Source organism: Pseudoalteromonas sp. OOF1S-7 (assembly GCF_022347765.1).
GTDB lineage: Bacteria > Pseudomonadota > Gammaproteobacteria > Enterobacterales > Alteromonadaceae > Pseudoalteromonas.
The window spans coordinates 20,220-46,370 of record NZ_JAKRFZ010000027.1 but is presented as its reverse complement, the minus strand read 5'-3'; the positions used below and the strand labels follow the sequence as shown (position 1 = coordinate 46,370).

The 26,151-nt window shown below is 49.5% G+C and carries 21 protein-coding genes; 2 read left to right on the top strand and 19 right to left on the bottom strand.

Features of this window, described 5'->3' with window-relative positions; translation table 11 throughout:
• Positions 1–9: 9 nt before the first annotated feature.
• The 10 genes from MHN33_RS23090 to rppH form a co-directional block, all read right to left on the bottom strand.
• Positions 10–2,985, bottom strand: a complete 2,976-nt coding sequence (locus tag MHN33_RS23090; RefSeq protein WP_239401756.1) for a hypothetical protein — start codon at positions 2,983–2,985, stop codon at positions 10–12.
• A 13-nt stretch (positions 2,986–2,998) separates the two neighbouring features.
• Positions 2,999–3,811: a fimbria/pilus periplasmic chaperone gene (locus tag MHN33_RS23085; RefSeq protein ID WP_239401755.1), complete on the bottom strand. Its 813-nt coding sequence runs from the start codon at positions 3,809–3,811 to the stop codon at positions 2,999–3,001.
• Between the two features lie 52 nt (positions 3,812–3,863).
• Positions 3,864–4,352: a DUF4402 domain-containing protein gene (locus MHN33_RS23080; protein WP_239401754.1), complete on the bottom strand. Its 489-nt coding sequence runs from the start codon at positions 4,350–4,352 to the stop codon at positions 3,864–3,866.
• 6 nt (positions 4,353–4,358) lie between these two features.
• Positions 4,359–4,931 (bottom strand): DUF4402 domain-containing protein, encoded by a 573-nt coding sequence (locus MHN33_RS23075; RefSeq protein ID WP_239401752.1) that lies wholly within the window; start codon positions 4,929–4,931, stop codon positions 4,359–4,361.
• 231 nt (positions 4,932–5,162) lie between these two features.
• Positions 5,163–5,777: a hypothetical protein gene (locus MHN33_RS23070; protein WP_239401751.1), complete on the bottom strand. Its 615-nt coding sequence runs from the start codon at positions 5,775–5,777 to the stop codon at positions 5,163–5,165.
• Between the two features lie 85 nt (positions 5,778–5,862).
• A complete protein-coding gene (locus tag MHN33_RS23065) occupies positions 5,863–6,696 on the bottom strand; it encodes a thymidylate synthase (RefSeq protein ID WP_239401749.1) in 834 nt (277 codons plus the stop codon).
• A 149-nt stretch (positions 6,697–6,845) separates the two neighbouring features.
• Positions 6,846–7,640, bottom strand: a complete 795-nt coding sequence (gene lgt / locus MHN33_RS23060) for a prolipoprotein diacylglyceryl transferase (RefSeq protein ID WP_239401747.1) — start codon at positions 7,638–7,640, stop codon at positions 6,846–6,848.
• A gap of 9 nt (positions 7,641–7,649) precedes the next feature.
• On the bottom strand, positions 7,650–8,462 hold the full coding sequence (locus MHN33_RS23055) for a sulfite exporter TauE/SafE family protein (protein WP_239401745.1): 813 nt from the start codon (positions 8,460–8,462) through the stop codon (positions 7,650–7,652).
• A 66-nt stretch (positions 8,463–8,528) separates the two neighbouring features.
• Positions 8,529–10,808: a phosphoenolpyruvate--protein phosphotransferase gene (ptsP, locus tag MHN33_RS23050; protein ID WP_239401743.1), complete on the bottom strand. Its 2,280-nt coding sequence runs from the start codon at positions 10,806–10,808 to the stop codon at positions 8,529–8,531.
• A 93-nt stretch (positions 10,809–10,901) separates the two neighbouring features.
• Positions 10,902–11,420 (bottom strand): RNA pyrophosphohydrolase, encoded by a 519-nt coding sequence (gene rppH / locus MHN33_RS23045; protein ID WP_054017354.1) that lies wholly within the window; start codon positions 11,418–11,420, stop codon positions 10,902–10,904.
• 416 nt (positions 11,421–11,836) lie between these two features.
• Here rppH and mutH point away from each other — a divergent pair, with 416 nt between their 5' ends.
• A complete protein-coding gene (gene mutH / locus MHN33_RS23040; protein WP_239401741.1) occupies positions 11,837–12,526 on the top strand; it encodes a DNA mismatch repair endonuclease MutH in 690 nt (229 codons plus the stop codon).
• 36 nt (positions 12,527–12,562) lie between these two features.
• Here the strand turns inward: mutH and MHN33_RS23035 are convergent, their stop codons facing one another.
• The 6 genes from MHN33_RS23035 to rlmD all read right to left on the bottom strand — a co-directional run bounded on the left by MHN33_RS23035 (position 12,563) and on the right by rlmD (position 20,605).
• A complete protein-coding gene (locus MHN33_RS23035) occupies positions 12,563–12,928 on the bottom strand; it encodes a hypothetical protein (RefSeq protein WP_239401739.1) in 366 nt (121 codons plus the stop codon).
• A 215-nt stretch (positions 12,929–13,143) separates the two neighbouring features.
• Complete coding sequence (gene eno, locus MHN33_RS23030; protein WP_046003480.1) at positions 13,144–14,436, bottom strand: phosphopyruvate hydratase; 1,293 nt, start codon at positions 14,434–14,436, stop codon at positions 13,144–13,146.
• A gap of 142 nt (positions 14,437–14,578) precedes the next feature.
• A complete protein-coding gene (locus tag MHN33_RS23025; protein ID WP_239401737.1) occupies positions 14,579–16,213 on the bottom strand; it encodes a CTP synthase in 1,635 nt (544 codons plus the stop codon).
• Positions 16,214–16,315: 102 nt separating this feature from the next.
• Positions 16,316–17,116: a nucleoside triphosphate pyrophosphohydrolase gene (gene mazG / locus MHN33_RS23020; protein WP_239401735.1), complete on the bottom strand. Its 801-nt coding sequence runs from the start codon at positions 17,114–17,116 to the stop codon at positions 16,316–16,318.
• A 2-nt stretch (positions 17,117–17,118) separates the two neighbouring features.
• A complete protein-coding gene (gene relA, locus MHN33_RS23015; RefSeq protein ID WP_125783596.1) occupies positions 17,119–19,275 on the bottom strand; it encodes a GTP diphosphokinase in 2,157 nt (718 codons plus the stop codon).
• A 4-nt stretch (positions 19,276–19,279) separates the two neighbouring features.
• Positions 19,280–20,605, bottom strand: coding sequence for a 23S rRNA (uracil(1939)-C(5))-methyltransferase RlmD (gene rlmD / locus MHN33_RS23010; RefSeq protein WP_239401733.1), 1,326 nt, complete (start codon positions 20,603–20,605; stop codon positions 19,280–19,282).
• Between the two features lie 82 nt (positions 20,606–20,687).
• Here rlmD and barA point away from each other — a divergent pair, with 82 nt between their 5' ends.
• Positions 20,688–23,468: a two-component sensor histidine kinase BarA gene (gene barA, locus MHN33_RS23005; RefSeq protein WP_239401731.1), complete on the top strand. Its 2,781-nt coding sequence runs from the start codon at positions 20,688–20,690 to the stop codon at positions 23,466–23,468.
• Positions 23,469–23,533: 65 nt separating this feature from the next.
• Here the strand turns inward: barA and MHN33_RS23000 are convergent, their stop codons facing one another.
• From MHN33_RS23000 to MHN33_RS22990, 3 genes are all read right to left on the bottom strand, one after another.
• On the bottom strand, positions 23,534–23,878 hold the full coding sequence (locus tag MHN33_RS23000; RefSeq protein WP_010386740.1) for a 4a-hydroxytetrahydrobiopterin dehydratase: 345 nt from the start codon (positions 23,876–23,878) through the stop codon (positions 23,534–23,536).
• A 10-nt stretch (positions 23,879–23,888) separates the two neighbouring features.
• On the bottom strand, positions 23,889–24,686 hold the full coding sequence (gene phhA, locus MHN33_RS22995; protein WP_239401729.1) for a phenylalanine 4-monooxygenase: 798 nt from the start codon (positions 24,684–24,686) through the stop codon (positions 23,889–23,891).
• 213 nt (positions 24,687–24,899) lie between these two features.
• The gene (locus MHN33_RS22990; RefSeq protein ID WP_239401727.1) at positions 24,900–26,078 is read right to left on the bottom strand and encodes an aminotransferase class I/II-fold pyridoxal phosphate-dependent enzyme; all 1,179 of its coding nucleotides are present in this window, start codon (positions 26,076–26,078) and stop codon (positions 24,900–24,902) included.
• Between the last annotated feature and the right edge of the window lie 73 nt (positions 26,079–26,151).

The window sequence follows — 26,151 nt, the reverse complement described above, 5'->3', positions numbered from 1 at the left end:
TCACTCCTCTTATAACTTCAGTTCTGTGTCTTCAAGCTGACAGGGAACGCCAGCGCTTTGCAATGACTCGCAATGTTGCTGCAACTGTGTGGTATCCGCGCCCTGGTGAATAAACGCGATCCCCAACACATAAGACTTGGTTTTATCATCAAAAACATAAAACGGAGGCTCTGATATCAAGCTACTATGACGTTGGCGGAGCAACAGCGCATAGGTTTTCAACACCGCCAGCGACGTAAAACGTCCGACAGAAAGGACGGTGACGGCTTTGCCAGACTGTGGTGCCAGCTGCAAATCGACTTCCACCAGCACATCGCCCTGCTCGGACAGGACCACCTCAACCCGATCGCTATGGGCCAGACCGCGCCTTGCAGCACTTGTCACTTTTGCCTGATAGCGGCCAGGCTTAACGCCTGTAAATACATAATACCCATCATATGCCGCCTCGGTTCTGGCTGCCTCCTGCCCCAGCTCGTCAATCAAAGATACTTCCGCATAAGGCAGGGGCGCATGCTCAGTGTCCGTTTGTTGGTACACCACCCCTTCTATTTCGCTGGTGTTCACGAGGGGAAATTCGAGATACTCCACAAAGCCTCGCCGTGGCGTGATTGCAACCCCTTCACTTGCCGGGACAACAAAAGGCATTTCAAGACTCTGAGGATCAATCACCATGTCAGTTTTTTGGTTAACAGGCATACCACTGAGCAGAACCAGCCCCTGCGCATCGGTTTTACCCTGCATGTAGTTTTGCAACGCCCGGATCCGCACATCAGGCACCACTTCATCATCCGCATCAAACACCCCATTGGCATTGTGATCCAGATAGACCTTAACCAGTACAGCCCCATTGCTCGCCAGTCGCCGCTGGCTGACCAACAACTGCTCACTCTCGTTGTGATACCCGAAACTGAACTGGCCATTGACTCCAAGCGACCACTCATCATCACTGTCGTAGCTAAACTGACTGTTAAGGCGTAATTTATCACCCAGCCAGTTAAGGCCTAACTCACTTCTTTGATAGTCGGTATCAAGTGTTTCCCGAAAGCTCAGCTCAACGTTGAACTGCTCGTTCAGGCTGCGGTAGAACCTCGTTTCATATGCAGTTAACTCGCTGTATGGATGCAAGTCGTAATCTAAAATCAGTCGGCCAAAGACGCGACCTAAACGGGTTTGAAATCGCAGCTGACCTGAGGTTGCATGGTCCTTTGCAGTACTGCTGGATTGCCGTTGTAGCTGATTGCTGATGTTCACACGGCCAAATGACGTGCCCACCCGATTGCTCAACACTGTGTATTCGCTGCCCTGATCGGTGCGATTCCACTGTATCTGATTCTGATAAGACAGCGGCTTATCGAATACATTAACCGTACCCGACATCACCATATTCAGACCCTGGCTGTGGCGATACTCCTCGCTTGCTTGTGCGCCTGTAAGCCGTCGTCGTTGTGTTTGCCAGCTGGTACTAACGGCCTGCCCTGCCCACTCGGTTCTGGCACTGAGTTGAGCCTGATGCTGAGCGTCACTGTCGTGGGATAAATCCAGATTTAGCAGCATTCTTTTCCACAGGCTCAGCGTACCACCTGTCGTCAGGATGCGCTCTGTCACCGACTCATTCGTTAAAGCCTGAGAGATACCCGCATACACCGAGATATCATCAGACAGACCGAGATCGTAACGGCCATCGAACTGCCAACCCGAACGAGACGCTGGTGCAGTTCCATTATTAAACACCGAACCGCCTATATCTGTTACTGACACATCAAAATAGCCCTGGCCACTGTCCAGCCCCGTGCCTTCTACAAAATAGCTGCGCTGTTCACGCTCTACTTGCCCCTGAGGGCCATATTTAACCAGCTCAAACTGATTGCTGCCAAAATACAGGGGAATGCGGTCAAAATCATATCGACCCGTTTGAACCTGAAGCTGCTGTGCAACTAGCAGGCCGTTATGATACAGCTCAACGTCCCAGCCAGCTTGAACCGAACCACTGATCTGGACGCTTTGCTCCTGAACTTCATTGTGCAGCGGCCTGTCGGCAACACGCACCCCAACACCTTGCCCTGAGGGTTGTCCGGCGCCAACGTGTGTTGCAAGTATATCGCCCACCTCAACCTGAGTGGCTTTAAGCCCCCCCAGCAGGCGACCTTGCCCATCTTCGCGCTTTCCTTTAAGGCGGCCCTGATCAACAACATCTCCGTCTGTGCCTGAAACAAAGTATTCGACATTCCAGAACGCCAGATCATGTGCCCCTAGCATAGAGTAGTAGTACGCGTCCTCTTTATTGTCACGACGATAGCCAAACTGAACATCCATCAGTGGTGACGACAACATCTGGTAAGCATTCGGTTTCCAGGTTAACCTGGAGGCCGAATTGCCTTGATGCTGAACCAAACGACGCGCCGCCCGAGCCTGACGCTCAAGCGCTGGCAATGGTTCAGGTGTCTGCACACTGAGCCTTTGATCTGTATAATTGAACTGTAAATCGAGTCCAAACCAGTCCGCAACTAAGGCAGACTCGACAAACACTTCACCCTGCGCATGCAATACATCCTGCTGCGCAACGACATATTGCTGTTCGTTGACCTGCGCCACCGTTTGCGCGCTATCAAAGGAAAAGGTGCGTTCAGGGCTGAAATACCAGCCGGAGAAATAATCGGTTTCTTCGTCATCACTGATGGCAAAATCCAGTACGGCAAACAAGCTGCGCAATTCAATTTTTGCCTCTTGCTGACTTTTAACCGCAAACACTTCACCCAGATAGACATTGTCGGCATACACAGACAAGAACAAATCTTCCCCTTCCGGGATACCTGTTTGTTTTGACTGATTGCGCACTGCCAGGCTGGCTTTAGATTGTGTCAGCTTAGCCTGGATGCGTTGCAACGTACTGAGGGCTTTGGAGAGATCCTGCTGCTGAGCACTATAGACAGGCATGGCGCTTCCCAATGCCAGCCCAAGTAGCAGGATCAGAACAAATCTCACCATCTGACCACCGGGGTCAGCGTAACGTGACAGGGAAGATGCGCTCCGCAAATGGTATTCCCTGATATTCACCACTGCCGGTATACACCACTTTTAGCTCCCCGGCACGCGCCCCCTGCATAATACTCGGATCTATCAGCTTTAGCTGTAAGTGCGACTGACTGACCTCCGGATAAATGCTATAGCTGCTCACAATGGCGGCTTCTTGCCATTTAGCTGTGTTGTGTCTGCGCCAAAAAACACTTACCTGGCCAAACGTACTGGCATCTCCCTGGCGAGAGAGCGCCAGCTTAAGGGTATCATAACGACCACTTTCTCCCCGGCTCACCTTAGCACTATCAATGGTGACCTGCGGCACAGATGCCGATTGACGATAAATCACTGGAATACTGTAACTCATAATCATATTCAGCCTGATCCCAACCCCCTTTTTTGCCGAGTCTTTTTTCTCAGGCAGTGCCTGAAAGAACAGGTGTGAGCGGTATTCACCCGCAGCCATGTCTTTCTTTCGCCGCAAAGCCAGTTTAACGACCTGGCGCTCGCCTGGTGCAAGGCGTACCTGCTTCGGTGTCATTCTGAGTAACCCACTTAAACGCCTGGGATTTTCCTGCTCTGACACATCTTTATACCCGCCCTCTGGCAGTGCCAGTTTTTCTTTAAAGCTCAGACGGTAAGTTTTGTACTCCTGGCTGTTGTTGATCAGAAATACTTTGGCATTTCGCTGGCGCTCATCAAACACGACCCGGGTGGGTGAAATCAATAAATTGGCCTGAGACTGAGCGGCGCAAAACAACAGCACCAACAGCATGATGTGAGTAATATATTTCATTGGATCTTGCCTATTCTACTTCTAACGGCGATGAAAGAGAGTCTGTGCTTACTTAATAGCTGACTTCGACGCTGATGGTTGTCTCATACTGTCCATCCAGGTAACTGCCAGCATGGGGCATACTCTGCAATGTGCCTCCTATCACAAGCCGGGCGCGACCATATTGATCAGCGAAGACCCTGGCAGGATGATGAAGCTGGATAACACGCAATGTTCCCTGGCTGATAAGCTGAGTATGTGCCAGCTCATCATTGAGTATATCTGTGGAGATATTCAGATAGACACCGATGGGAAAAGACTCCAGTACAAGCTCTGCTGGGTGTCCTTTTTCGACCACATAGATACTGCCAGAGGAGCTTGTTCCACCGCCCCGGGATACAGTAACCGTGCCGACCACACTGGGGTCTGCCACAATAACAGTGCCAAAGTTCAGATCAGCATTGAGTATAATACTCGCCTGACAGAGCATACTGCCCACCAAGCTGACGAATAGCAAAAGCGCCTTCATACTAAACTGGCGGGCAAATCGCTCACCCGCCATAGCAGATTAGTAGCTCAGCTCAACGCTGAACGTACCTTCATACTCGCCGTCGATATAGTTACCCGCAGCGGCGCTGGTTGTTGTCAGCGTTGCACCCACATTAAACGCAATTTTACCGTCAGCATCAGCCTGTACTGTGGTTGTTGCCGGGGCTGGAGATGTACCAGAAGTCACATAGTAGGTGAAAGTGCCTAGCTTAAAGCCGGGTGTTGTTGGCGGCAAATCTATCGGTAAGACATCGGTTTCTGTCGGATCAGTAATAGTCAGCGTCGCATAGGGTGAAACGCCATCAACGGTAAATTTTGCTGGCGTACCAGGTTCCAGGATCGCAATCTCCGCTTTTGTCACATCGGTTGAATCTGCCCGAGGCGCGGTATTAGGGTTTGCAGCAATAACCAGAGTCGCAGTTTCAACCCCCCCCGTGTCACCACTGGCACGTATTGTACCAAAGCTAAGTGGCTCGGCATTTTCAAACGTGAAGATATTTCTTACTGTTACGGATGCTTTGAATTCCGCAGGCTGCGCTGCAGCCAGTAAAGGCATTGCAGCCAAAATTGAGAGTAGAGAGTACTTGTTCATTAACTTTTCCATCAGCTAGTCCTTTTCATTAAATAGCCGCTTCCATACCCGGCCAAACCACACGTGCAGCGCTTTGCACTGAACGTACAACTAAGACTTTATAGTGATTTTATCAATTCATTCGAGTGCCCTTGGGTAGAAAGGTGCTCAATTTGAATAAAAACACTACTCAGACTTCTTTTATATCGTACCTAAATACAGAATCTTTAATATTATTTCAATACTTTTTAGCTAGTTAACCAATTTACAAGGTTGGCCACTGGCTTGAATAAGACGACAGAACACGACACTTTCTTGTACAGACAGGAAGCCGGAAGCCTGGGAAAGGTAAAACTGAGTATCATTTACCGCCGGTGTTTGTAAATATAATGATACATTTCTAAACATCTCTGGGTAGTAACTTTGTATGAGAGACAAAGATGCGCTGATCCGGTCGTTTTGTGCTCGAGCGCGTGCGTTCAAAAGGTGACGCCCAAACTGCACCACAATGGAACCTTCGCTTGGTGCATTGAACAATTCGCTGGCGGAAGCTGGCTCTACTTGATGAGTCACAACACTTTTCTCTGACTGAGCGATTTTCTCTTCAAGCGGCTGTATGTCATGAGCAGACGATAATAAGATCAGAAGCTGAGACAAGTCCTGCTCCATCGCAGCAACACGCTCAATACCTGCTTTGTGTTCATTGTAGGTCTTGATCAACTCAGCCCTGGCACGCGCTTCAGCTTCTTCGTCCACTGATGGCTGTGAGCTGCAAGCGGACAAAAACCCGGCTACTGTCAATAGTGTGGCCAACATACCAACGAGCCGATGATGTACTAACTGAGTTATTTTGGAATGGATGGACATAACGCCTTACTCCTGCTACAACAAGCGGCCTTCACTGGCCGCCTACCACATAACTAACACCAAATTGGTATAGAACAGTTTAAAATCAGATCGCAACAGGAGCTTTGATGTTGGGATCGGCGTTATAACCCTCAATCGCAAAGTCCTCGAATCGGTAGTCATAGATAGACTCAGGCTTGCGCAGAATATTTAACGTTGGTAACCCCTTAGGCTCCCGTTGCAACTGCTGTTCAATCTGCTCCATATGATTTGAATAAGCATGCAAATCTCCAAAGCTGACAATGACTTCGCCAGGTTCAAGGTCGCATTGTTGTGCCAGCATATGCACCAGTAAAGACAAGCTGGCGATGTTATACGGCAGCCCCAGGAAAATATCTGAGCTGCGAATATACAGCTGCCCTGATAACTTACCGTCCGCCACGTAGAACTGATAGAGCAAGTGACAAGGTGGTAAGGCCATACGACCGGCTTCAACATTCTCTTGCGGGCTCATCGACTCGTCCGGCAGATACTCAACGTTCCAGCCATGGAACAAAATACGACGGCTGTTAGGGTTGTTTTTTAAAGTATCAACGACATAGTCGATCTGATTAATTTCACCACCGTCTTTGGTCGGCCAGGCTGTCCACTGCTTGCCGTAAATTGGGCCAAGATCACCGTTTTCCAGTGCCCATTCATCCCAGATTTTCACCCCGTTTTCATTTAACCAGGTTTTATTGGTATCGCCTTTGAGGAACCAGATCAGCTCATTGGCAATGCTCTTAAAGTGCAGCTTTTTGGTGGTCAGCAGCGGAAAGCCATCCTGAAGATTGTGACGAATCTGACGGCCAAACACGGAGCGCGTACCAGTACCTGTGCGGTCCCCTTTCTGGGTGCCGTTTTCTAATACATCCCGCAACAACTCCAAATACACTTTCATGCTTTACTCCTCAAATGATCTCACTATTGACCCGACTCAGGGGTTATCTGGCACGAAAGTATACTACGTTCGCAGGCTGGGGTAACTAATTCACGACGGGATTTATTGGCGGGCAAAACGGGACCCTGAGATTAGGGTCCCCCTGAGGTTTACGCGCGTGCAGTCGCCGTACGCTTGTGGCTCCAGATCATCAAGCCAAGGCCACCAATCATCATAGGTAAGGACAAGATCTGACCCTGAGAAATCATGCCGGCATACAAACCAATATGGGCATCCGGTTCACGGAAGTACTCAACGATAAAACGGAAAGTGCCGTAGCCAACCAGGAACAAACCAGCAACACTGCCAGCAGGGCGCGGCTGTTTGCGATACCAAATCAACATGATAAACAACACCAGTCCTTCCAAAAAGGCTTCGTAGAGTTGTGACGGATGACGTGCAAGCGGACCACCTGTCGGGAAAACCACAGCCCAGGGCACGTCTGTTGGGCGACCCCATAATTCACCATTAATGAAGTTACCAATACGTCCTGCCAGCAGGCCCACTGGGACCATAGGCACCACAAAGTCGCCAACTGTCAGAGGTGACTTTTTGAATCGCCAGGCAAAAATAAAAATACCTGCAATGACACCCAGTGCGCCGCCATGGAATGACATGCCACCCTGGTCGATACGTAATAGGTACATCGGATTTTCAAGGAAATGATTAAACTGGTAAAACAATACGTAACCAATACGCCCGCCCAGAATGACTCCCAGCATGCCATAAAATAGCAAGTCACTGACTTCATCTTTGGTCCAGCCCGAATTAGGTTTGTCGGCCTCTTTGTTTGCCCACCACATGGCAAACGCAAAACCTATCAGATACATCACGCCATACCAGCGTACACTTAGGGGTCCAATCGAAAAAATGATTGGATCGATTTCTGGAAACTGCAAAGCCATCGCTTTCCCTCAATAAAATAACATTTTTCCCGCAATCACCACGAGCAGTAACGCGAACACTTTCTTAATCACTGGCACCGGCAGGTAGTGCGTTGCTTTAGCTCCGACAGGAGCAACAAACCAGGATGTCAGCACAATACCAAATAATGCTGGTAAATACACAAAACCAGCAAAACCGTCGGTTAATTTCAATATCTGACCACCCGACACTATGTATCCCACGGAGCCAAACAAAGCAATAACGATCCCACTGACCGCCGCACAACCGATTGCCTTGCGCATATCCACGCCGAAGTAGCTCAGCAGCGGGACAATCAGCACGCCACCACCTATGCCAATCATGGCAGACAGTGCCCCCATCAACGTGGTGATAGCAGTAAGCACAGGACCTGATGGCAGTTCACGTGGCTTTTTCGGGGCGCTTGTGCGTGTGCTGAACACCATTTTAGCAGCTATTAACAACACCGAAATGACAAACGTCCACTTTACCCAGTGCACCGGGATCAGCGCGACCATAAACCCACTGATCAACGCACCAACAGCCACACCCGTCATCACCCAGGGAGCAATCTCCCAGGGCACATTATGATTTCGGTGGTGAGCCAGCGCAGAGGAAGTTGACGTAAATAGAATTGATGCCAGTGACGTTGCAATAGCAACAACAATAACAGGCTCATCGGCCAGCACTTCAAAGTACAGTAAGATTGCCGACAGTACAGGCACAATGATCAAGCCTCCGCCGATGCCAAGTAATCCGGCAAGAAAACCGACAATGCAGCCAAGCAAGGCGCAGCTTAAAATGAGTAGCACACTGATTGTCATAAAGACACTCTTATTATTATGGGCGCGTTATAGTAGCGTATCTGTGCGCAGGCCTCCAGTCACGGTTCAGGCCGTATCACTTTTGGTGTAAAGCAGTTCACTAAGGCCTTGCGCTATCAGAAACTCACGCAACAGTCTGTGAACCTGTTTGGCGCTGGATGCCGCAAGACACTGCTTAAGCAGAGTTTCCATATCTTTGACCGCCAGCCTGCGCAAAGTCCACTTTATTTTATTTAATGAGGAAATGTTCATACTAAGACGACGAAATCCCATTGCAACCAGTAAAATTGCACCTTGGGGCTCACCACCCAGTTCACCACACAAACTAAACGGCAGCTCCAGCTGCTGGCAGTCGTCAGCTATTTTCTTTAGCACCCGTAGCACGCTGGGGTGATAGGGTTCGAACAACTCAGCCACCTGCGCATTAGCCCGGTCTACCGCTAATAAGTATTGTGTTAAGTCATTACTGCCTACCGAGCAAAAATCAACTTTGTCGGCCCATTCCGGCAGTAAAAAAATACTGGATGGTACTTCCAGCATCACCCCGATGTCGGGTTTATCGATAGTATAAAACTGATCGGCCCATTCCTCCTGCAACTCGAAATATGCCTGCTCCAGCAGCGCCAATGCTTCATCCACTTCCTCAGTGTGACTGACCATAGGCAACATGATCCGCAAGTTACCCAGGCCCGCATTGGCCTTGAGCATGGCCTTGAGTTGATCTAAGAACAGCTCAGGATGGTCGAGCGTGACCCGTATCCCACGCCAGCCAAGGAAGGGGTTATCTTCACTGATATTAAAATAGTCCAGCACTTTATCGCCGCCGATGTCCAGAGTACGCATAACGACTGGTTCTGGATGATAGCGCGCCAGCACGTCACGATACCAGTTTTCCTGCTCGGCCTGAGACGGGAACTGTCCACGTTGCATAAACCAGGCTTCAGTGCGATAAAGGCCTACACCGTCACAGTATTTAGCACTGAGGTGTTCAGTAGACAGATCCAGACCCGCATTCAGCAACAGGCTGATCCGCTCACCATCTGCGGTGACAGACGCTAAGTGGTGTTCAGCCTCAAATTTATCATGTAGCTGGCCTTCTTTAAGCTTCAGCGCGGAATACTCGTTGCGCAAAACCTCAGAAGGCGAAATATAAACGCGCCCCGCATAGGCATCGAGGATCATATCTTTGCCATCGAACTGCAACAAAGGAATATCTTCAATCCCCCAGATAGCGGGGATCCCCATTGCCCGGGTCAGAATCGAAGCGTGTGAGTTCGCTGACCCATGAACACTGATGACCCCTTTGAGCTTATCTTTAGGTACTTCGGCCAGCATCGCCGGGGTCAACTCGTTGGCAATTAAAATGGTGTTATCCGGGTGGCTTTTCACCATGCTCTCAGTGCTGACCAGGTGATGTAATACCCTGATCCCTAAATCTCTGACATCGACCGCGCGTTCACGGATATAGGGATCGGACATGGCTTCAAACTGCGTCACCAACTCAATAATCACATGCTTTAATGCAGATTTTGCGTTCCATCCCTGCTCCAGCTGTTGCTCAACACGCTGGCCCAGGCTGCGCGCATCCAGAAGCTGCTGATAAACTTCGAATACCGCCAGCGCTTCTTTGGGCAACGAGTCACTGAGGGTATTTTTCAGTACATGAAATTCTTGTCGGGTGGCGGCAACGGCTTGCTGAAACAGCTGTCGCTGCTGATGGACTTGCTCGCACTGCTGAGACTCAATGCTGGCAAAGTCGAGCTTAGGGATCACCACAAAAGCTTCCCCCAGCGCTATACCGGGGGCACTGGCAACGCCTTTGAGCACCGACGTTTTATGACTGGAAGCGTCTTGCTTCAGGACGGACTGTAACTCAACCTGCGCAAGCTGTGAGGCAAGCTGCGCAGACAATGTAATGAGAAAAGACTCTTCATCATGACTGAACACCCGTTCATCACGCTGTTGAACCACTATCACGCCCAGCACTTTACGTTGATGCACGACGGGGACCGACAAAAAGGCATTATAGCCTTCTTCATGTACTTCGGCGTGTAATTTAAACCTGGGGTGACTCTGCGCGTGGGCAATGTTGATTGGCTCTTCACGCTGGGCAACCAGTCCAACCAAACCCTCTGTGAAGCCAACCCGAAACCGGCCAACCGCATCCGGATTGAGACCATCGCTGGCCATCAACACGAAGTTGTCCTGACTATAATCGGCAAAGTAAACAGAACAACACTCGGTGTGCATTGCCTCCTTAACCATCATCACAAAGCGAGATAAAGCCGTTTCGAGGTTATCCTGCTGAGAGACCACCTCCGCGATGGTTCGTAATGTTGCTAACACACCTGACTCCTAAATTGGTAGAAATCGCTCTGTACTGCTTATTTACTCTTTCTGTTGACCACATTTAACACTGGTGACGATACTTTGCACGGATTAACGACGCCGCCAGTGATCTTTATGCGAATGTTCTTTGCGATTAAAGGGCATCGCAAAAGGCGCGAACTCTTTCATCACCCGGCGATAGACATCCCGTTTAAAGGACACAACCTGACGCACGGGATACCAGTAACTCACCCAACGCCAGTCGTCAAATTCAGGATGATGCGTGCGCATTAAGTCTACATCTTCATCTTTGCACTTGAGTTTCAGCAAAAACCATTTTTGCTTCTGGCCAATACACACGGGACTGGAGTCTTTGCGGATCAGCCGCTTTGGCAGTTTATAGCGTAACCAATGTTTTGAGCTGGCAACAATTTCTACATCTTCCGGCCGCAGCCCAACTTCTTCATGCAGTTCACGGTACATGGTCTGCTCGGGTGTTTCACCTTCATCGACGCCACCTTGCGGAAACTGCCATGAATGCTGGCCATAGCGTCGCGCCCAAAATACCTGCCCCTGATTGTTACAAATAACAATTCCTACATTGGCACGAAATCCTTCGGCATCAATCACCTTAAGTGCCTCGTATATTTGTTTGATATGATTTTGATTGTTCCACAACTCAGGGCACTGGGCAAATTTAATTCCCGCTTTTACGCAACTTACCCACAACTTGTGCATAAGTTTAATTATTCATGATGATTTTACAGACAAATCCACAATAACACGATGAAATCTGCATTTTCTCCACAGAATCTGTGGATAATTATGTTTATATACTTGTATTTATCCAATACCGGGCTGCTTTTACCTTTTAATTATGTGGAGCAAAATTCAAAAAGCTCATATAAATCATAAAATTAAATATAAAGAGTAAGAAAGTCACCGCTTAAAGAGTAACCCACAACGTTAACGTACAAAAAACACACAAACCAGTTTTCATCCACATTATCAATTTATTTTTGTTACCATACGGGTCCAATCAGACAATGGCGAGCCAGACCGTGCAAAAACCAACCCCGCCCCTCTCAATTGCCGAACTTATGACCCGTGTAGATGTCATCGCCGGACAAACGCTGGGAGAGCTGGCGGCACAATTTCATTTTAAAACCCCACAGGATCTGAGCCGGGAAAAAGGCTGGCCCGGTCAGCTGATTGAGTATGTACTCGGCGCCAGCGCAGGTTCGAAACCCGTACCTGATTTTGAATTTATCGGTGTCGAACTGAAAACCTTACCGATTGGCTTTAATGGTAAACCGCTGGAAACCACCTATGTGTCTGTAGTACCTCTGACCAACCTGACAGGTTTGCGCTGGCAAGACAGCACAGTCAAGAAAAAGCTCAGTCATGTATTGTGGCTGCCGATTTTAGCGGAGCGAGACATCGCCCCGGTTGATCGCACCATAGGGACAGGTTTCTTATGGCAGCCAAACGCCCTTCAGGAACAGCAGTTGCAACGGGACTGGGAAGAACAAATTGAATTAATTGCGCTGGGACGAGTGGATGAGATCAGTGGCAAACTGGGTGAAGTGATGCAGATAAGGCCAAAAGCAGCCAACAGCAAAGCATTGACCGACGCCATTGGCCCTCAGGGCAAGCTCATAAAAACCCTGCCACGCGGGTTTTACCTGAAAATGCAATTTACACAGGGCATATTAGCTGAACAGTTTGTGGGGTAATATCACAGAGCTGCGATTCTCTACGTTACCTCACTGTTATTTATTCAGCGCAAACTTTTTCATACCTAGTTTATCTAAGGATATCCACCTGCCTGTTGGGCAAGTTGTGGTGTCTTTAAACCAAAATGAAACCTCCTGCTGAGTAGTCAGCGCCACCAATAAAGCACTGTAGATGCCCTGACAGTATTCACTTTGGCTGCCATTTAAATGACAAATACCTGAATCTTTTACCCCACCACTATATCCATTCCAGTTGGTCATGGAAACTAGTAACCGACTACCCGGATCCAACTGAACGCTGCTTACTTTAGCCGTACAAACAGCTTCGGCCGCATTTGCGGTTGCAGAATATCCAAATGAAAGCGCGCCGAGCAAAAGGCATGCGCTGAAATACTTGATCATTGTTAAGGTTCCTTTTTTGAGATTAGGCCTGTTAATTGAGTTTACAACCAGAGCCTACTCCAAAGTTAATAATGGAAGTATTATACTGTTTTCATTAAAGAAACAAAAATCAAATGCTGCACTGTATGTCACATTGCTAAATCAGCGTTAATTTTTTACATGAAAGGCATAAAAAAACCGCGCTCATAGCGCGGTTTTCAGTCAGATAATATGGATTACTGACCTTTGATCTCGCTACGACCTTTGTAGATAGCCTTGTCGCCCAGCGCTTCTTCAATGCGTAGCAACTGGTTGTACTTGGCAACACGGTCTGAACGGCACAGTGAACCCGTCTTAATTTGACCAGCTGCAGTACCTACAGCTAAATCCGCAATGGTTGCGTCTTCTGTTTCGCCTGAGCGGTGAGAGATAACCGCAGTGAAGCCTGCATCCTGAGCCATCTTGATTGCGTCGAGAGTTTCAGACAGTGAACCAATTTGGTTGAACTTGATCAGGATAGAGTTACCGATCTGCTCATCGATACCACGCTTAAGGATCTTAGTGTTAGTAACGAACAGGTCATCACCCACCAGCTGTACTTTGTCACCAATTTTATCGGTCAGGATCTTCCAGCCAGCCCAGTCGCTTTCGTCCAGACCATCTTCGATAGACACGATTGGATAACGTGCAGCCAGGTCTGCCAAGAAGCCAGCAAAACCTTCAGAGTCAAACGCTTTACCTTCGCCCTGCAGGTCGTATTTGCCGTCTTTGTAGAACTCAGAAGCCGCACAGTCCAGTGCCAGTGTGACGTCTTTGTTCATTTCATAGCCTGCAGCTGCAACCGCTTCAACGATCACTTCCAGCGCTTCTTCGTTTGACTTAAGATCTGGAGCAAAACCACCTTCATCACCTACCGCCGTGTTCAGGCCGCGTGATTTCAATACTTTCTTCAGGCTGTGGAAGATTTCTGCGCCCATGCGCAGTGCTTCACGGAAGCTTTTCGCACCCACAGGCTGAACCATGAACTCCTGGATATCAACGTTGTTGTCAGCGTGCTCGCCGCCGTTCAGGATGTTCATCATAGGCACAGGCATAGAGTACTGGCCTGCTGTACCGTTGATGTCTGCAATGTGCTCGTACAGCGCCACGCCTTTTTCTTGCGCTGCTGCTTTAGCCGTTGCCAAAGACACAGCCAGAATCGCGTTAGCACCCAGCTTTTCTTTGTTTTCAGTACCATCCAGGTCCAGCATCAGCTGGTCAATTGCACGTTGTTCAAGGGCATTGTGTCCGTTCAGGGCTGCTGCGATTTCGTTGTTAACATAGTTTACCGCGGTCAGTACACCTTTACCCAGGTAACGAGCTTTATCTCCGTCACGTAATTCAAGTGCTTCGCGAGTTCCTGTTGATGCACCTGATGGTGCACATGCGCGGCCCCATGCGCCCGACTCTAAATGTACATCGGCTTCAACGGTAGGGTTACCACGTGAGTCCATAACTTCACGGCCAATCACTTTTACGATTTTTGACATCTTGATTCCTCTTTTCCCAAAGTGGTGAGTGTGTTGTGTGTCTGCTTTCGCATTGCTATATACCCGCTTGTTGCAGTTACATAGCAATACGGTGTGTTACGGCGATTAAAAAAGCCGTGCACTGAGGCACGGCTTTTCATCATTAAGAATCAGCTTTTTGGTAGCTAAACGCAGCTGCAACGAACCCTTCGAACAGCGGGTGGCCATCGCGTGGCGTTGACGTAAACTCAGGGTGGAACTGAGCCGCAATAAACCAGGGGTGATCTTTGTTTTCGATGATCTCAACCAGTTTCTTGTCTTCCGACAGCCCCGTGAAGGCCAGACCTGCCTGCTCTAGACGCTCAACGTAGTGGTTGTTTACCTCGTAGCGGTGACGGTGACGTTCGGTGATCTCGGCATTACCGTATACGTCGCGTACTTTTGAGCCTTCTTTAAGGTGACACAGCTGAGCACCCAGGCGCATCGTACCACCTAAGTCCGACTCTTCAGTACGGGTTTCAACGTTACCATCAGCATCTAGCCACTCAGTGATCAGACCCACAACCGGATGGGGAGATTTGGTATCGAACTCAGTTGAGTTAGCGCCTTCCAGACCCGCCACGTTACGTGCGTATTCAATCAGGGCAACCTGCATACCTAAACAGATACCCAGGTAAGGTACTTTGTTTTCACGTGCGTACTTGGCCGCCAAAATCTTACCTTCAACCCCCCGATTACCAAAGCCGCCTGGCACCAAAATTGCGTCCAGGTGGTTCAGCAGCTCAGTGCCTTTACTCTCGATGTCCTGTGAATCAACGTACTCGATATTCACGGTCACGCGATTTTTCAAACCTGCGTGCTTAAGTGCTTCGTTGACCGACTTGTAGGCATCCGGTAATTCAATGTACTTACCAACCATACCAATGGTTACTTCACCCGTCGGGTTTGACTCCTGATATAACACCTGTTCCCATTCAGACAAGTCTGCTTCTGGCACATCCAGGTAGAAACGACGACATACCAGGTTATCCAGCTCCTGAGATTTAAGCAGCGCCGGGATCTTGTAGATGCTGTCTACGTCTTGTAATGAGATAACCGCTTTTTCTTCTACATTGGTGAACAGCGCAATTTTAGCGCGCTCATTGGCTGGCAGTTTGCAGTTTGAACGACACACCAGGATATCCGGCTGAATACCAATTGAACGTAACTCTTTCACCGAGTGCTGAGTGGGCTTGGTTTTTACTTCGCCTGCTGCGCCCAGGAAAGGCACTAGGGTCAGGTGCATAAACAAAGCGTGCTCACGGCCCAGCTCCGTACCCAGCTGACGAATGGCTTCAAGGAAAGGTTGTGACTCAATGTCACCCACAGTACCGCCGATTTCAACAATCGCGATATCATGGCCTTCAGCCCCTTCCAGGACTCGACGTTTGATATCGTTGGTGATGTGTGGGATCACCTGAATGGTTGCGCCCAGGTATTCACCTTTACGCTCACGACGCAGTACATCTTCAAAAACACGGCCCTGCGTGAAGTTGTTGCGGCTGGTCATTTTGGTGCGAATGAAACGCTCGTAGTGACCTAAGTCCAGGTCGGTTTCTGCGCCGTCTTCCGTCACAAAGACTTCACCATGTTGGATCGGGCTCATTGTGCCAGGGTCAACATTGATATAAGGATCCAGCTTAAGGATAGTGACGTTTAAACCACGCGCTTCTAATATCGCAGCCAATGAAGCAGCTGCAATACCTTTACCCAAGGAGGAAACAACTCCGCCCGTTACGAAGATAAATTTTGTACTCATGCGAACCCTAGAATATCAGGAAAATTGGAATTTAAATAAGAATCAAGACGGGGCAATAGTATAGCAAAAGCGCAGGGGGCAATCCAGCGAAAAATCACCCCTTTAATTATTCTCACCTGAACGCTGGCGTCGCTTGATTTCCTCCCAGGCGTCATCCATTTGCGCCAGGCTGGCGTCCGGCAAGGCAATTTCCCGCTCCGCCAGAATGCCCTCGATGGCACTAAAGCGGGCGATAAATTTATCACTGGCACGGCGCAAAAGCTGCTCCGGGTCGCGTTTGATGTGACGTGCCACATTCACGGTGGCAAACAGCAAATCGCCAAGCTCCTCCGCACTATGTTCAGAATGCGGGTCCGAACTGAGTGCCTCACTGACTTCTGTGACTTCTTCGGCGACTTTGTCCAGTGCGCCCTGGTAAGTCGGCCAGTCAAAGCCCAGCGCGGCGGCACGCTTTTGGATTTTTGCTGCCCGTGACAGAGCCGGTAAATTCAGTGGTACGTCATCGCCAAACCGCGCGGGCGTCGCTGCGCGTTCCTGGTCTTTAATTGCCTGCCACTGCGCATTTAATTCAGCATCGCTCAACGTGCTATTAGGAGTGTCAAAGACATGAGGATGACGGCGTACCAGCTTATCATTAAGCCCTGTTACTATGTCGTCAAATTCAAATAACCCGGCTTCTTTGCCCAGCTGAGCATAAAAGATCACCTGAAACAATAAATCGCTCAACTCATCTTTGAGCCCGACAAAGTCTTGCTGCTCTATGCTGTCGGCCACCTCGTAGGCTTCTTCCAGTGTGTGGGGCACTATGGTTTCAAAGGTTTGTTGTTGATCCCAGGCGCAACCCTTTTGCGGGTCACGCAGGGTGGCCATAATCTCCAGTAATTGCTGCAATGGGGCACTCATAGTCAGTGTTGTCTCCGGGCTTCAAATACGCCTTCTATTTGCATCAGTTTGGTCAGCAAACGGTTCATCGCAGATAAGTCGCCCACTTCAAGTTTCATGGTGAAAATGGCAATGTGCTTGTCATCCTGCGTATTGACGTTCATATTCATCACATTGAGCTTTTCGTTGGCCAGCACCGAACTGATATCGCGGATCAGGCCGTGGCGGTCATTGGCCTCAATATGCAAGGTCACGGCATAACAGGCACGCACATCGTCTGACCAGCTGACGGCAATTTCCCGTTCCGGGTGCTGCTCACAAATATGGGCAAAGGAATCACAATCGGCACGATGCACGGCAATGCCCCGCCCTTGCGTGATATAACCGACAATCTCATCCCCCGGAACCGGCTGACAACACTTGGCAACATGGCTCATCAGATTGCCAACGCCTTCAACCACAATGCCATTGCTATCGCCTTTGTGCTTTTTCGGCGTGCTCATTTTGAGCTTAGGCATCGGCTCTGGCTTGTCCTGAACATAATTCAGAAACTGATTGATGCGAATATCACCGGCACCAATGGCCACCATTAAATCGTCGAGCTCTTTAAAATTAAAGCGCTCAATGGCGGAGTCGAGATCTTTGTAAGTCAGGTCAAGCTTTTGCAGATGACCGTCCAGAATTTCTTTACCCGCCTGCAGGTTTTTATCTCTGTCCTGCTGCTTAAACCAGTGATGGATCTTGCTGCGTGCTCTGGATGAGTGTACATAGCCCAGCGACGGGCTGAGCCAGTCACGGCTTGGTGACGGGTTTTTCTGGGTCAGTATCTCAACCTGATCGCCGGTTGATAGCTTATGGGTAAAGGGCACAATTTTGCCAAATACCTTGGCACCGATGCAGCGATGCCCGACATTGGAATGAATGTAGTAGGCAAAATCCAGTGGCGTGGCCCCCAGTGGCAAGTCAAAAATATCGCCTTTGGGGGTAAAGACATACACCCTGTCTTCTACAACCTGGTTTTTCAGTTCTTCGGCCAGCTCGCTGCCATCGACCACTTCTTCTTGCCATTGCAGCAGTTTTCTCAGCCAGCTTATCTTTTGTTCATACCCTGAACCACGACCCGGCAACGCCCCTTCTTTATACATCCAGTGCGCCGCCACGCCCAGCTCGGCATCCTGGTGCATGGCCTGAGTGCGGATCTGGATCTCAACGGTTTTGCCTTCAGGACCAAACACCACAGTGTGAATAGACTGATAGCCGTTCTGCTTTGGTGTAGCGACATAATCGTCGAACTCTTTGTGCAGATGGCGCCAGTTAGTGTGTACTATGCCCAGTGCGCCGTAGCAGTCCTGAATTTCATTGACTACCACCCGCATTGCCCGGATATCAAAGAGCTGGTCAAACTCGTAATTCTTTTGCACCATTTTTTTGTAGATGCTGTAAATGTGTTTTGGGCGGCCATACACTTCGGCCTCAATGCCCGCCTCTTTGAGCTTGCTCTGCACCAGCTCGACCATATTGGCCATATAGGCTTCACGGTCCAGGCGTTTATCCGACAGTTGCTTGGCAATGCTCTTGTAGGTTTTTGGGTGCAAATAGCGAAATGAAAGATCTTCGAGCTCCCACTTGAGCTGCCCGATCCCCAGCCGGTTGGCCAGTGGGGCAAAAATATTGGCCGTGGCTTTGGCTGCCACAACCCGCTCTTCCTCAGAGGCATTTTTAACGGCGCGCAAATAGCAGATCTGCTCCGCCAGTTTGATCACCACAGCACGGACATCTTCTACCATGGCCAGTAGCATGCGCCGGATTTTGTCTATCTGCAGACTGCCCTTGCCCTGATGGGCCAACGTACTGATGGAAGCCATCTGTTCAACGCCCTTGAGTAACAGGGCAACATTTTCGCCCTGTGCCTCTTCAATGGCGTCGATCTCAATTTGTCCGGACAGGAAGTAAGGCGTCAGAAAAGCCCCGGCCAGCGACTCCGAATCGAAGTTCAGCTCTGCCAGGATCTCAACCATTTCAATGGCTTTGGCCAAAGTGGTGGTCGCCTCATCTTGCGGACATAAAGCATACACCTGATCCAGCCGGTCGCGCTTTTCCTGCGATAAATTCAGTAACCCAAGCCGGGCATGAAAGTCAGCCGGAAGACCGGATTGATGAGACTGGCGAGTCGCAACCATATGACTACCTCCTTTGGAACAACGCCATGGTTTCTATATGTCCTGTGTGCGGGAACATATTCATTAAACACACTTTATCGACCACAAAGCCCGCTTCCAGTAGCAATGCCGCATCTCTGGCCATGGTCACCGGATCGCAGGACACATATAAAACCTGTTTAAATTGCGTCAACGGCAACTGGCGTAATATCTCGTACGCCCCGGTGCGTGAGGGGTCTAACACCAGCACATCCAGCGCCGCATGAAACCAGTTCGCCGTCGTCAGGGGCTGAGTGAGGTCAAACTGATGAAAACTGACCGTGTCGATGTGGTTAGTGTGCGCATTTTGCCGTGCCATTGCAACCGACTCAGCCACCCCTTCTACCGCAACCACCTTGTTTGCGTATTTTGCCAGCAATAAGGAGAAGTTGCCTATGCCACAAAACAGGTCCAGAACCTGTTCCCTGCCCTTCAAATCCAGCCACTCGAGTGCCCTTTGCAGCATTTGTTCATTAATATCTCGGTTCACCTGAATAAAGTTGTCGAGCTTAAACGCAAACGTCACGCCGGCGCTTTCATAAGCAGGCAACAGCGCATATTGTGGCTGAGACTTGCCATCATCCCAGACAAGCTGCCAGTTTTGCCCCGCAAGGCGCTCTGCAAATTGTGCTTTAACCTGTGAGCTAATCACCCGGGTATGACGCAGCAACACAAACGCACCATTATCTGCGGCACAAAACTGGATATGACTGACACTGCGCAGCTCAGGGTGGGCGCTCAGCGCCCGGCGCAGCGCCTCAAAGCCACCAGCAAAGGCATCAACCATGACCGCACAGTGATCAATTTCAATAATTTTCTTTGACCCGGCGGAGCGAAACCCTAGTCTGAGCTGGTTATTTTGTTTGTCATAGATGCAGGCAATGCGCCCTGCGCGGCGATAATGACGATCGGGCCCTGTCAGTGACGCCTGCCAGGGCAACTCAGTTGCTTTGGCGAATTTGTCAAATAAGGCCGACACCGCCTGCTGCTTGTGCACCAGCTGCGCACTGGCATCCAGATGCTGTAACGAGCAGCCACCACATTGTTGATAGTAATCGCAAAACGGCGTAACCCGCTCCTCACTTGCCTCCAGCACCTTGACGGTTTGCGCTTCGAAAACACGACTTTTTTGTGTCTTTATACGTGCTTTAACCCGCTCGGAACGCAGTGCACCATCCACAAAGCCGACTTTTCCCTGGTGTCTGCAAACACCGCGCCCCTGATGATCCAGCGAGTCGATTGTCAGCTCAACTGTCTCAACTTGCTTACTACGTTGTTTAGAAGATTTTCCAGCACGAAATATTTGTGCCATATTGCCGCCCCTATAAGATTGCTAAACACCTGTTAACTCGATACTCTAGGACTCAGACTACTTACTGTTTTACATCCAATTTATGTCTAAATTGAGTTTGCGCGACAGCGTTTTAGTGTTGACCCTGATCCCAACGGTGTTAATCGGCCTGGTACTTGGCGGTTATTTTACTATAAATCGTTACGTTGAGCTTGAACAAATCCTCAAGCAACAAGGCACCAGCCTGGCCAACACCCTGGCAATGACAGTGGAACAACCCCTGGCTGAACGAGATAAAGCCAGATTACATCGGGTGATCACCACCACCCACAACCAGCATGGCAATTTCGTCAATAGCATCGCGCTGTTTAATGAAGACAATCAATTGCTGTTGACCAGTAACTATCACAATGATTTTAATCAGTTGCATTATCGAGGTAATGTCACTGAATTACATGCCACTGAAATCGTTCAGTACCTCGACAGATACATTATTTTTGCCCCTGTAAAACAGCAACAACAACAGCCCGCCTCCGACTGGCAAAATGCCCATACCCGGACCACCGCATTGCTCATGATAGAGCTCAGTAAAGATCAGGCCATCATTGGCCAGCAGCAAGCGCTGCTGTTCAGTGGCGCCATTATTATGGTGGCGTTGTTGCTGAGTGCCTTTGTCTCGACACGGCTCAGCCGGATGTTTTCAACGCCGCTGTCTCACTTGCTGCTGGCCACGGACAAACTACTCGAAGGCAAAACCAAAATTGGCGTCGATCAGCCCATGCAGGGCGAATTCGACTTGCTCCGTGAAGGTCTGATCACCATCAGTGAAAAAATGGTGCTGCAACGCGATGAAATGCAAAAGCACATAGATCAGGCCACCAGCGATTACCGGGAAACGCTGGAGCAGTACGAAACCCAGAATATCCAGCTGAATATTGCGAAAAAAGAAGCCCAGGTGGCCAACCGGGTAAAATCCGACTTCCTCGCTAAGATGAGTCACGAACTCAGAACCCCGCTCAACGGCGTGATTGGCTTTACCCGCCAGCTCTATAAAACGCCCCTTAATAAGCACCAGAAAGACTACTTAGATACCATAGAGCTGTCGGCCAACAGCCTGCTGACCATCATCAGTGATATTCTCGACTTTTCGAAGCTTGAAGCCGGCGCCATGGAGCTGGAAAGTATACAGTTCCAGCTCAGAGATGCAGTCAATGAAGTGATGACGCTGCTTGCCCCGAGCGCCTATGAAAAACAACTGGAACTGTCGATTGCGATTAATCGCCAGGTACCGGACAACCTGGTGGGCGACCCGACACGCTTTAAACAGGTGCTGATCAATCTGATCAGCAATGCCATCAAGTTCACTGAAAAGGGCTCAGTGAAGGTCGATATCAGCCACCGCCTCAAAGGCGACAGCCAAACCTCGCTGCTAATCTCAGTCAGTGATACCGGACTGGGCATTGCGCAAGAAAAACAAGATACCTTATTTACACCATTTGCTCAGGCCGACTCCAGCATAACCCGCAAATTCGGCGGCACGGGCCTTGGCTTAATCATCACCAAACATATTGTCGAAGCCATGAGTGGCCGCATCACGCTGAACTCTGCGCCTGGCAGTGGCTCGTGCTTTACCTTTAATGCCATTTTTAATCTGCCAAGCCGTTTATTTGACGACGACCTGCCGACCAAGCCGCTGGAAAACAAACGCGTGCTGTACTTTGAGCCGCAAGAGCACACCCGCAACGCTGTTCAGGCTCAACTTGAGGATTGGGCAATGCAGGTCACCTGCTGTAAAAATGAAGAGACTTTCTTTGCCGCCCTGGAGCAGGAGTTTAAGTATGACATCTGCCTGATCGGCAATATGGCAACGGTGGATGATATGCAAACCGTGAAGGCCTATATTACCCAGGCCAGAGAGATGGCCGATTATCTGTACCTGATGGTCAATACCATTTCTCATAATATGCGCGAATCATTAATTGGCAGTGGTGCCGATGCCTGTATCAGCAAACCTATGCACCACAGAAAACTGTGCGATATGCTGGCAGCGCCTTACCGCTTGGATCATCCCAGCGTATCAATTGACGACACAGACTTAGCGCACCTGCCGCTCAAAGTGCTGATAGCCGATGACAATGATGCCAATTTAAAACTGCTTTATACCTTGCTGGAAGAGCAGGTCGATACCATAGATACGGCCCACAATGGTGCGCAGGCGGTGAGTTTATGTAAGTCACAAAAGTACGACCTGATCTTTATGGATATTCAGATGCCGATCATGGATGGCATCACCGCGTGCAGAACGATTAAAGAATCTTCACTGAATGATGATACCCCTATCATCGCGGTAACAGCACACGCGCTGACAGGCGAGAAGGAGCAATTGATCAAAGATGGCTTTAACGGCTATATGACTAAGCCCATCGATGAAGACATGCTGCGTCAGATCATATGTGACCATAGCCCCTCATTACCTCCGGAGAAGCAAAAAGCACAACAGCCTCAGGTGGCCAGCATTGCCCCGTTTGAAAGCCACTTGCTGGACTGGGAGCTGGCCCTGCAACGCGCAGGCAATAAACCGGAGCTGGCCCTGGAGATGCTGGATATGTTGTTGCAAAGTGTCCCCGAAACCCTCAGCCAGCTGAGTGAGTCGGCGCAACAGGAAGATACCCAAACGCTGCTGACGGTGATCCACAAGTTTCATGGCGCCTGCTGTTATACCGGTGTGCCGACGCTCAAGAACCTTGCCGAAACGCTGGAAACGGCCTTAAAACAATCCCGTGACTTTGATTATATTGAGCCGGAGTTGCTGGAGCTGATTGATGAGTTGGCGCATCTGGAACGGGACGCCCAGGTGGTATCAGGCCCGACGTTAACGCATTAGCAAAAGTTGAGCGGGTAGCAGACATTAAAAAAGGCGCTGATGCGCCTTTTTATTTTGCCCGGCACTTACAGTGCAGCAAAGATCTCGTCGGTTTTCGCCGCACAGATAAAGTCGTTTTTGTGCAGGCCTTTGATAGAGTGGCTCCACCAGGTTACTGTCACTTTGCCCCACTCAGTCAACAGACCCGGGTGGTGACCTTCATCTTCTGCCATATCACCTACTTTGTTGGTGAATGCAATGGCTTGCTTAAAGTTCTTAAACTTGTAAACACGCTCAAGCTGCATAATGCCGTCACGTACTTCTGGCACCCAATCCGGGATCAGCTTGATCAGTTCAGCTAATTCGGCATCTGACACTTTAGGCGCATCCGCACGACACGCTTCACATTTTTGTGCACTTAAATCAGACATCAATAAATCCTTAACTTGCTAGTTTGTTTTTAGGTGGGAACTTAGGCTCAAACAGACCCAGTTCTTTGGCCTTACGTACCTGCGCCATAATATCCATTTGTGAGATATCAAACAAATCGTCAATGGCGTTAATGGTGTAGTACAAAGGCTGCATAATATCAATTCGATATGGTGTGCGCAGTACATCAAGTACTTCTAACGGGTTGATCTGAGGCTCGCCGCTGTAAACGTATTGAGTTTCACCCGGGCTTGATAAGATCCCGCCGCCATAAATGCGCAGGCCATCTTTGGTCTGCATCAGACCAAACTCAACGGTAAACCAGTACAGACGGGCCAGATACACGCGGTCTTTTTTCTCTGCGGCATAGCCCAGTTGACCGTACTTATGCGTAAATTCCGCAAACGCCGGGTTAGTCAGCATCGCACAGTGACCAAAAATTTCGTGGAAGATATCCGGCTCCTGCAGATAGTCGAATTCCTCTCTGCTTCGGATAAAAGTCGCAACCGGGAACTGCTTGTTAGCAAGCAGGCGGAAAAACTCATCAAAGTCGATCAATGCTGGTACTGGCGCTACCTGCCAGCCCGTCTCACGCTCCAGTACCTCGTTCAGCTCGTGTAGCTGTGGGATACGGTCGTGGGGTAAATTGATTTTTCGCAGGCCTTCGAGGTACTCATCACACGCTTTGCCTTTAATGCACTCTAGCTGTCTGGCAACCAGTTCAGACCAGATCTGATTTTCTTCTTCTGTCCATTCGATCAGGCCCTGCTCGTTGGGCTGTTTAGACGTGTATTTACTCGATTTAGCCATAGTAACCTTCTTGGTAATGCGCCGTATTTGAAGAAAAACAACGCGTCAAAGTGTTACCCGGATACTATGTAAAAGTGAGGAAAAGTTTAATAGCCAGACCTGAAATCGGCCCGGCCAGAAAGGGTAATTTTGTACAGTTTATCTTACATGATTAGCAACAAAATAATACACCCCTTATTTAAAGGGCATCACAGAGGATACAACCGTAAACATCTATATACAAGCAAATGCATTTTCCAGGTCTTCGATAATATCCTCCACAGCCTCAAGTCCGACAGAAATACGGATCAGGCCATCAGAAATCCCTGCAGCCAGACGTTCTTCCCTGGTATAAGGAGAGTGCGTCATTGATGCTGGATGCTGGATCAAGGTTTCCGGGTCGCCCAAGCTGACCGCCAGAGTGCACAGCTCGGTCGCATTAATAAACTTCTCGCCTTCGCTCACCCCGCCTTTGATTTCAAATGCAATCACGCCCCCGGCACCTTTCATTTGCTCACCAAGGAAACGGTACCCCGGGTGCGCTGGCAAACCCGGATAATAAACGGTATCAACCTTAGGGTGGCTATCGAGAAACTCCGCCACTTTTTGCGCATTTTCACAGTGCCTTGCAACACGCAAGTGTAAAGTTCTGAGGCCTCGATTGATCAACCAGGCATCGTGCGGGCTAATCGTTGCCCCAATGTCCTTCAGTACAGTAAGTTTGATAGTCTCAATGTGTTCTGCACTGCCGCAAACAATACCAGCCACAACGTCGCCATGACCATTGAGGTATTTTGTTGCGCTGTGGATCACAATATCAATGCCATAGTGCTTGGGTTTTTGCAGTAACGGCGTCATAAAGGTATTGTCGATGACACTGATCAACTTGTGTTGCTGAGCAAACTGCCCCAGCATGACCAAATCCAGTACCGTCATATTGGGATTGATCGGCGTTTCAGCAAATAACATCTTACTATTTGGCTGCAGCGCATCGGCCAGCGCCTGCGAGTCTGTCATATCGACAAAGGTCACCTCAATGCCAAACTTGGGCAGCATATGCGCAAATAAGGCAAAACTGCACCCATACAGTGCCTTGGATGCGATCAAGTGGTCACCCTGCTGCAGAAAGCTCAGCACAGAAGCTGATACCGCCCCCATACCGGTCGCCGTCGCTGCTGCATCTTCCATTTCTTCGAGCTGGGCCAGCTTCTCTTCCAGCTCCCGGGTTGTCGGGTTACCAAGACGGGTATAGATATAGCCAGCTTCTTCACCAGCAAAACGCGCCGCGCCTTGAGCTGCATCTTTGAACTTGAACGTCGAACTCTGATACAGAGGCGCTGTCAGGGCACCATGTGGGTCATTAAAGTGGTTGGGACCATGGATACAATTGGTCTGATCATGTAGCTTCTTCATTGCTTACCTATTTTTGTTATTCGGACGAATACCAATTAGATATTCCATGGCGCAAAAATGTACAAGCGTGCCG

Excerpts from the sequence above, each read along its gene's own strand:
- MHN33_RS23080 (WP_239401754.1), bottom strand. The coding sequence starts at position 4,352 with ATGGCGGGTGAGCGATTTGCCCGCCAGTTTAGTATGAAGGCGCTTTTG.
- eno (WP_046003480.1), bottom strand. The coding sequence starts at position 14,436 with ATGTCAAAAATCGTAAAAGTGATTGGCCGTGAAGTTATGGACTCACGT.
- lgt (WP_239401747.1), bottom strand. The coding sequence starts at position 7,640 with ATGGCTTTGCAGTTTCCAGAAATCGATCCAATCATTTTTTCGATTGGA.
- relA (WP_125783596.1), bottom strand. The coding sequence starts at position 19,275 with ATGGTTGCGACTCGCCAGTCTCATCAATCCGGTCTTCCGGCTGACTTT.
- MHN33_RS23035 (WP_239401739.1), bottom strand. The coding sequence starts at position 12,928 with ATGATCAAGTATTTCAGCGCATGCCTTTTGCTCGGCGCGCTTTCATTT.
- mutH (WP_239401741.1), top strand. The coding sequence starts at position 11,837 with ATGGCGAGCCAGACCGTGCAAAAACCAACCCCGCCCCTCTCAATTGCC.
- rlmD (WP_239401733.1), bottom strand. The coding sequence starts at position 20,605 with ATGGCACAAATATTTCGTGCTGGAAAATCTTCTAAACAACGTAGTAAG.
- MHN33_RS23085 (WP_239401755.1), bottom strand. The coding sequence starts at position 3,811 with ATGAAATATATTACTCACATCATGCTGTTGGTGCTGTTGTTTTGCGCC.
- MHN33_RS23055 (WP_239401745.1), bottom strand. The coding sequence starts at position 8,462 with ATGACAATCAGTGTGCTACTCATTTTAAGCTGCGCCTTGCTTGGCTGC.
- MHN33_RS23090 (WP_239401756.1), bottom strand. The coding sequence starts at position 2,985 with ATGGTGAGATTTGTTCTGATCCTGCTACTTGGGCTGGCATTGGGAAGC.
- MHN33_RS23025 (WP_239401737.1), bottom strand. The coding sequence starts at position 16,213 with ATGAGTACAAAATTTATCTTCGTAACGGGCGGAGTTGTTTCCTCCTTG.
- MHN33_RS23065 (WP_239401749.1), bottom strand. The coding sequence starts at position 6,696 with ATGAAAGTGTATTTGGAGTTGTTGCGGGATGTATTAGAAAACGGCACC.
- MHN33_RS23070 (WP_239401751.1), bottom strand. The coding sequence starts at position 5,777 with ATGTCCATCCATTCCAAAATAACTCAGTTAGTACATCATCGGCTCGTT.
- MHN33_RS23000 (WP_010386740.1), bottom strand. The coding sequence starts at position 23,878 with ATGTCTGATTTAAGTGCACAAAAATGTGAAGCGTGTCGTGCGGATGCG.
- phhA (WP_239401729.1), bottom strand. The coding sequence starts at position 24,686 with ATGGCTAAATCGAGTAAATACACGTCTAAACAGCCCAACGAGCAGGGC.
- barA (WP_239401731.1), top strand. The coding sequence starts at position 20,688 with ATGTCTAAATTGAGTTTGCGCGACAGCGTTTTAGTGTTGACCCTGATC.
- mazG (WP_239401735.1), bottom strand. The coding sequence starts at position 17,116 with ATGAGTGCCCCATTGCAGCAATTACTGGAGATTATGGCCACCCTGCGT.
- MHN33_RS22990 (WP_239401727.1), bottom strand. The coding sequence starts at position 26,078 with ATGAAGAAGCTACATGATCAGACCAATTGTATCCATGGTCCCAACCAC.
- MHN33_RS23075 (WP_239401752.1), bottom strand. The coding sequence starts at position 4,931 with ATGAACAAGTACTCTCTACTCTCAATTTTGGCTGCAATGCCTTTACTG.